This window comes from Candidatus Rokuibacteriota bacterium, from assembly GCA_016209385.1.
Taxonomy (GTDB): Bacteria; Methylomirabilota; Methylomirabilia; order Rokubacteriales; family CSP1-6; genus JACQWB01.
The window spans coordinates 1-6,494 of the sequence record JACQWB010000298.1; the positions used below are offsets into that span (position 1 = coordinate 1).

8 protein-coding genes are annotated in these 6,494 nt (G+C 69.6%); 3 read left to right on the forward strand and 5 right to left on the reverse strand.

Features of this window, described 5'->3' with window-relative positions; genetic code table 11:
* The 5 genes from HY726_22625 to polX form a co-directional block, all read right to left on the reverse strand.
* Nucleotides 1-771, reverse strand: a 771-nt coding sequence (locus HY726_22625) for a DUF72 domain-containing protein (protein MBI4611794.1), incomplete at its 3' end; no start/stop codon positions are given.
* 1 nt (nt 772) lies between these two features.
* The gene (locus HY726_22630; GenBank protein MBI4611795.1) at nt 773-1,585 is read right to left on the reverse strand and encodes a carbohydrate ABC transporter permease; all 813 of its coding nucleotides are present in this window, start codon (nt 1,583-1,585) and stop codon (nt 773-775) included.
* Nucleotides 1,582-2,454: a sugar ABC transporter permease gene (locus tag HY726_22635; protein MBI4611796.1), complete on the reverse strand. Its 873-nt coding sequence runs from the start codon at nt 2,452-2,454 to the stop codon at nt 1,582-1,584. The genes HY726_22630 and HY726_22635 overlap by 4 nt, the downstream gene beginning before the upstream one ends.
* Complete coding sequence (locus HY726_22640; GenBank protein ID MBI4611797.1) at nt 2,451-3,698, reverse strand: ABC transporter substrate-binding protein; 1,248 nt, start codon at nt 3,696-3,698, stop codon at nt 2,451-2,453. Before HY726_22640 ends, HY726_22635 begins: the two co-directional genes overlap by 4 nt.
* A 154-nt stretch (nt 3,699-3,852) precedes the next feature.
* Nucleotides 3,853-5,580, reverse strand: coding sequence for a DNA polymerase/3'-5' exonuclease PolX (polX, locus tag HY726_22645; GenBank protein MBI4611798.1), 1,728 nt, complete (start codon nt 5,578-5,580; stop codon nt 3,853-3,855).
* 111 nt (nt 5,581-5,691) lie between these two features.
* On the opposite strand from polX, the gene HY726_22650 reads away from it, so the two are divergent.
* From HY726_22650 to HY726_22660, 3 genes are read left to right on the forward strand one after another with little or no spacing between them, the layout of a single operon-like run.
* Complete coding sequence (locus HY726_22650; protein MBI4611799.1) at nt 5,692-6,060, forward strand: hypothetical protein; 369 nt, start codon at nt 5,692-5,694, stop codon at nt 6,058-6,060.
* Between the two features lie 3 nt (nt 6,061-6,063).
* Nucleotides 6,064-6,243, forward strand: coding sequence for a hypothetical protein (locus tag HY726_22655; GenBank protein ID MBI4611800.1), 180 nt, complete (start codon nt 6,064-6,066; stop codon nt 6,241-6,243).
* Nucleotides 6,244-6,245: 2 nt separating this feature from the next.
* On the forward strand, nt 6,246-6,389 hold the full coding sequence (locus tag HY726_22660) for a hypothetical protein (protein ID MBI4611801.1): 144 nt from the start codon (nt 6,246-6,248) through the stop codon (nt 6,387-6,389).
* Nucleotides 6,390-6,494 lie beyond the last annotated feature (105 nt).

Consider the following 6,494-nt stretch of genomic DNA (forward strand, 5'->3'; position numbering starts at 1 on the left):
CTCCGGCGTGGGTACCCGGGCCCCCTCCGATTGTCCTACCAACTCGAGGAGGCGCCGGGAGTCCTGGACGGCGAAGGCGGCCTCGTCGTTGTTGAAGTAGACGTAGACATCCCGCCCTTCTCGAAGCCACCCGCCGATCTGCCGCGCGTCTTCCTTCAGCCTCCTGGTCGGGTAGGAGCCGCCGTAGCGGACGCTGGTTCCGTGCCGCCGGACGTAGACGAAATCGGCGGTCACCGGTCCTTCGACCGGGCACTCGGCCCAATCGGCCAGGCAGAGCGCGACCCCGGCTGTCGCGAGGCGGTCGGTCGCCTGGCGCTCAAGCCACGAGGGGTGGCGGACCTCGAGCACGGCCCGGAGGCCCTGGACAAAGCGCTGGCGGGCCAGGGCGTCGAGGAAGTGATCGAGCCGGAGGAGGTCGGCGTGGAAGTTGCCGGGGAGCTGAAAGAGCACGGGCCCGAGCGCATGCTCGAGCAGTCGCGCGCGCGCCAGGAACGTTCCGAGCGGCTCCTCCGGATCCTTCAGCCGCTTGATGTGGGTGATGTAGCGGCTGGCCTTCACCGCGCAGACGAATCCCTTCGGTACCGCGTCGCGCCACGCGCGAAACGTCTTCGCCTCCGGCAGCCGGTAGAAGGGGTTGTTCAACTCTACGGTCGCGAAGCACCCCGCGTAGAAGCGGAGCCACTCGCGCTGCGCGAGGCGCTCGGGGTAGAAGAGGCCCCGCCAGTGGGGATAGGCGTAGCCGCTGGTGCCGATGAAGACGCGGCCGGCCATCTCACTCCCTGAGCGCGCCGGCCAGGAGCCCGCGGACCAGATAGCGCTGGAGGCCCACGACGATGACGATCGGCGGGAGGCTCGCCAGGATCGAGGCGGCCGCGATGTCGCCCCACGGGACCTCGAACACGCCGGGGAAGAGCGCCAGGGCCACGGGCACGGTCCGGCTCGCCTCGGTCGCGGTGAAGGTGTAGGCGAAGAGGAACTCGTTCCAGCTCAAGAGGAACGTCAGCAGAGCCGCCGAGGCGACACCGGGAGCCGCGAGCGGCAGGACGATCGAGCGAAGCACCTGGAAGCGGCTCGCCCCGTCGAGGAAGGCGGCCTCCTCGAGCTCTTCCGGGACTTCGCGGAGGAAGCCGGTCAGCAGCCAGAGGATCAGGGGGAGGGCGAAGGAGGTGTGGGCCAGGATCAGCGCGCCCCAGGTGTCACGGAGGCCGAGGGTGCGCAGCAGGAGGTAGAACGGGCCGACGGTCGCGATCGGGGGAAAGGCCGTGCTCGCGATGACCCCGAGGAGGAGCGGCGCTTTTCCGGGGATCGGGAGTCGCGCCAGGGCGTAGGCACCGAAGAGGCCGAGGACGAGCGCCAGGAGCGTCGTGAGAGCGGCGACGCCCAGGCTGTTCGCGAGGGCGCGCGGGATCAGGCTCTGCTCGAGCACGGCTTGATAGTGCGCGAGCGTTGGGTACGAGGGCAGGAGGGGCGGAAGCACGAGAAGCTCCCCCTCGGGCTTGAAGGACGTCAGAAGCTGCCAGAAGAACGGGATCGCATAGACCGCGAGAAGGCCGAGGACGCCGGCGTCCCGAAGCAGCCGCTTCACGCTGTGAGCCCCTCGCGGCGAAGGATGCGGAGATAGGCCCAGGCGACGAGCATGACCAGGGCGGCCGCCACGACGGCGACGGCCGAGCCAAAGCCGAGCTGGAGCGTCTGGAAGAGGTTCCGGTAGGCATAGACGCTGAGCGTCTCTGTCGTGCCGGCTGGACCGCCGCCGGTCAGGACGAACATCAGGTCGAAAGCCCGAAGCGCGTCGAGGGAGCGGAAGAGGAGGCCGATGAGGAGGACCTGGCTGAGCAGGGGGAGTGTGATCCGTCGGAACATCGCGAGCTGGCCCGCGCCGTCGACCTGGGCCGCCTCGTACAGCTCCGGGGCGATCGTGGTGAGCCGCGCGTAGCAGATGAGCGCGACGAAGGGCATCGTCCGCCAGACATCGGCCAGGATGACGCCCGGGAGCGCCAGGACCGGGTCGCCGAGCCAGTTCAGGGGATGACCGCCGAGGAGGAAGTTGGCCAGGCCGGCCGCCGGATGATAGAGCCACTCAAAGAGCCTCGCGGTGACCACGGAGGGAAGCGCCCAGGCCAGGAGGAGGAGCGACAGCCCGAGGCGACGGCCGGTCCGCTGGGCCCGGAGGGCCAGCGCGACGAGGAGGCCCAGCCCGAGCTCGAGGCCGACCGACACTGTCGTGAAAGCAAAAGTGATCCACGCCGCGTTCGAAAAGCGCGGGTCCTCAGCCAGGAACGCGTAGTGGGCGACCCCGGCGAAGCGCGCGATGCCGAACACCGGCATCCGGTGCTGGAGCGAGAACCAGAGCACCGAGGCCACCGGGTAGACCGTCAACGCTACGAGGACGGCCAGCGCCGGAGCCAGGAGGAGGAATCCCGTTCGCCGGTCGGCCCGGCGGCGCGGCGTCATCGGATCCCTCGAAGGAAGTGGTCGAGGCGCCGGCGCGCGTCGGCGACGGCCTCGCCCGGAGTCTTGATGCCGACGAGCACCGCGGAAAGCTCGGGCTGGAGCGTCGTGGACAGCACGAGGTAGTACGGCGTGACCGGTCGAGGCCGGGCAGCGGCCGCCAGCGAGTAAATCCGGGGCAGATTCGGACGGGTCCTGACCAGGGCCGCGTCGTGGTAGAGCGCGGTGCGGGTCGGGTTGAGCGCCACCCCGGTCGCCAGGGCCTTCTGGGCGGCTTCGCCCGCCAGGAAGCGGACCAGCGCGACGGCGGCCTCGGACTGCTTGGTGTAGCGGTACACGCCGAGGTGGGCGCCGCCGGTCGCACCGGCACGCTCGGCACCGCGCGCGTGACGGGGCAGCGATGCCATCCCGACCTTGCCTCGGACCGGCGAGTCCGCCAGCTCGAAGAGATCCATGGCGTACGGCCAGTTCCTGAGGAAGATGGCGTGCCCGTTTCCGAACGCGCGCCGCGTCAGCTCCTCGTCCGCGGCGGTGACCCACGGCGGGCTGATGCCGTGGTCGATCAGGCCGCGGAGGAACGCCAGGACTTCGCGGGCGCGCTCGGGCTCGGGGAAGATCGTCCCGTCGTCGCCGAGGAGACGCGTTCCGTTTGCCCAGAGCCCCTCCAGGACGTTCACCACGAGGCCCTCGTACTGCTTCCCCTGCCAGAGAAAGCCGTCCAGGCGCGGGTCGCGCTCCGCGGCGCGGATCCGCCTGGCCTGGGCCACCAGCTCGTCGTACGTTTCCGGGGGCTCCAACCCGTGCTTGGCGAGGAGGTCGGCGCGGTAGTAGAGCAGCCCGACGTTCATGATCCAGGGGAGGGCCCAGACGCGGCCATCGAAGCGCGCTGCGGTGGCCGCGGCGGGAAAGTGCGGCGCCAGCTCGTCGGGGGCGAGGTGCGGAGTGAGGTCGAGCAGCCACCCCGCACGAGCGAACTCGGCGACCCAGATGACGTCCAGCATCATGACGTCGAAGCCGGGGTTGCCCCCTTCGAGGTTCACGACGTAGAACTGGTGCTGCTCATCGGTGCTCCAGGGGAGTGCTTCGCTCCTCACGCGGACGCCCGGATGCCAGGTTTCGAACTCGCGCAGGACCGCGGGGAGCGGGTCCGACGGGCCGAGGATCCGCGCGTGCTTGAAGACCAGCGTGACGGGACCGGCGCGCGGGGCGGGCTCGCCGCAGCCGGCCAGGAGAAGGCATCCGAGCATGAGCCCGGCTCGGATCAAGGGATGCGCGAGCGGAGCGAGCATCCTTAGCGGACACGACCCTCGCACTGAGGGTCGGCTTCGCCGACCCGCTCGGGTGCCCGCTAAGGAACGCGTCCTACGGACGCAGTATCTTGCCAATCTATGCTGCCGACCCTCAGTGCGAGGGGCGGGACTTGCGGGCCCAGTCCAGGAGCTTCTTGACGGGAAGCGTGTTCACGACCTGCGCGGGGCGGATCCAGGCGCGCCGGGCCGTGGCAACTCCCAGTGCCATGTTGGTCAGGTTCTCGAGGTAGTGGGTGTCGGTATTGATGACGATCGGGACGCCGACCTCGGCTGCGCGGCGGGCGTGAACGTCCTTCAGGTCGAGCCGCTGCCAGGAGGAGTTGATCTCGACGGCCTTGCCGTGCCTCCTGGCTGCGGCGAACACCTGCTCGAGGTCCACGTCGTAGGGGTCGCGCTCGCCGATCAGGCGCCCGGTCGGGTGGACGAGGATATTGACGTAGGGGTTCTCGAGCGCGCGGACGATCCGGGCCGTCATCTCGGCGCGGGCCTGCTTGAACCGGGAGTGGACGGCGGCCAGCACGATGTCCAGCTCCTCGAGGAGGTCGTCGGGGAAGTCCATCCGCCCGTCCGCCAGGATGTCGCACTCGCTGCCGGCCAGGATCCGGATCCGGTGCTTCTTCTGGAGCTCGCGGATCTTCCTGAGCTGGTCGCGGAGCTCGTCGGGCGTGAGCCCGCCGGCCACGGTCGCCGACTTCGAGTGGTCGGAGACGATGATGTAGTCGTAGCCGCGCGCCTCGGCCGCCTCGATCAGCTTCTCGAGCGGATGATGGCCGTCCGACCAGTCGGTGTGGGCGTGGAGGTCGCCGCGGATCGCGCCGAGCTCGATGAGCTCCGGGAGGTTCCCGCCGAGCGCCGCCTCGATCTCTCCGGTGTTCTCCCTGAGCTCGGGGACGATCCACGGCAGGCCGACGGCGCGATAGACCTCTTCCTCGGCCGCCCCCGCGATCCGCTTGCCGGTCTTCTCGTCGAAGACGCCGTACTCGCTGACCTTGAGCCGTTTGCGCGAGGCGATCTCCCGCACCCGGACGTTGTGGTCCTTCGAGCCGGTAAAGTACTGGAGCGCGGCGCCGAAGGCCTCGGGCTCCACCACGCGGAGGTCCACCTGGATCCCCTCCTGGTGGCGGATCGACGCCTTCGTGTCGCCGTGGGCCAGGATGTCCTGGGCCGACGGCAGCCCGACGAAGGTGCCGATGACCCGGGCAGGGTTGGTGGAGGTGACCAGGATGTCAATGTCGCCGACGGTCTCCTTCATCCTGCGCACGGAGCCCGCCACCTCGATCCGGTCCACGCCGCCGTGCGCCGTCAGCGTCTCGACCAGCGAGCCCGCCAGCGTCAGGGCCTTCCCGAGGGGCATGCGGACCTGGCCCGCCTTCCACGTGGCGATCGCCTTTCGGATGTTCTCCCGGCTCTTTTCGCGGATGCCGGGGACGGTGAGGATGTCGCCCGACTGCGTCGCCTGTTCGAGCTTCTCGACGCTGTCGATCCCGAGCCTGTCGAGGAGAAGCTTCGCCGTCTTGGGCCCGAGGCCGCGGACCTCCAGGAGGGCGAGGAGGCCGCGCGGGACCTCCTTCCGCATCGCCTCCAGATCGGCGATCGCGCCGGTGCGCAGGTACTCGGTGATCTTGGCCGCGAGGTCGCGCCCCACGCCCGGGATCTTCTCCAGCTCCCCGCGCGCGGCGACCGCGGCGATGTCCTCGGCGTGGGACTCGAGATTCTGGGCGGCGCGCGCGTAGGCGCGAACGCGGAACACATTCTCGCCGTTGATCTCCAGGAGATCGGCCATCTCGTAGAAGAGCTTGGCCAGCTCGAAGTTCTTCATCCCGGCGCCATCTTACCACGGAGCGAGTGGGGGCGGGAGGCGACCGGCTATTGATGGCTGGCGGTGCCTGTGATAATTAGGTGGCGGAGGAGGGGGATTTCCTGCGGCCGTATGATCGCCGAGTGGGCGTGGGAGCTGGTCGAGCCGTACCTGAAGAAGAACCTGGCCGGCCGCGGCGTCGAGCGGCCGACGCGGAGGCAGCTCCTGGAGGAGTTCGCCCGCGTGTGGCCCGAGTTCACCGCGACGATCCTGGTCCAGGAACCGTGGATGAGGACGATCCGGTTCAAGCGGCTCGTCAGGCTCCGCGCCGCCGAGCTGGGCGCGTTCCTCGACGAGCCGACGGCGTTCATCGCCGGACGCTTCGGCGGCGGCAAGTTCAAGGTGAACCTCCACCACGGGATGCACTTCGTCAACACCAAGAACTTCAAGCCGGAGGGTCCGCCGCTCTGGAAGGACCTGCCCGAGCTCGGGGAGGAGTGAGCGATGCCGACTGACGAAACGCGCCGGATGCTGAAGGTCTTCGGGGTCGCCGTGACCGACTACGAGGACGCCGTCGAGAAGGGGGCACCGCCCGACAAGGTGGCGAAGGCGGAGGCCGAAGTGCTGACCCGCCTGAAGGAGGTCGCGGCCCTGATCGAGAGCCTGCGCGCCAAGAGGAAGTAGGGGTGGAGCCGGTCACCGACGCCTCCGGCGTCGTCTTCACCGCCGGGGCGCCACTCCGGCGGATCGTCTCGCTGATCCCGTCGATCACCGAGACGCTCTTCGCCCTGGGCCTCGGCGATGCGGTCGTCGGCGTCACGACCTTCTGAGTCGAGCCGCGCGAGGCGGTCGCCTCCAAGCTGAAGGTGGGCGGCGAGAAGAACCCCAAGCTCGACCTGATCCGCTCGCTGGCCCCCGACCTGGTCGTCGCGAAC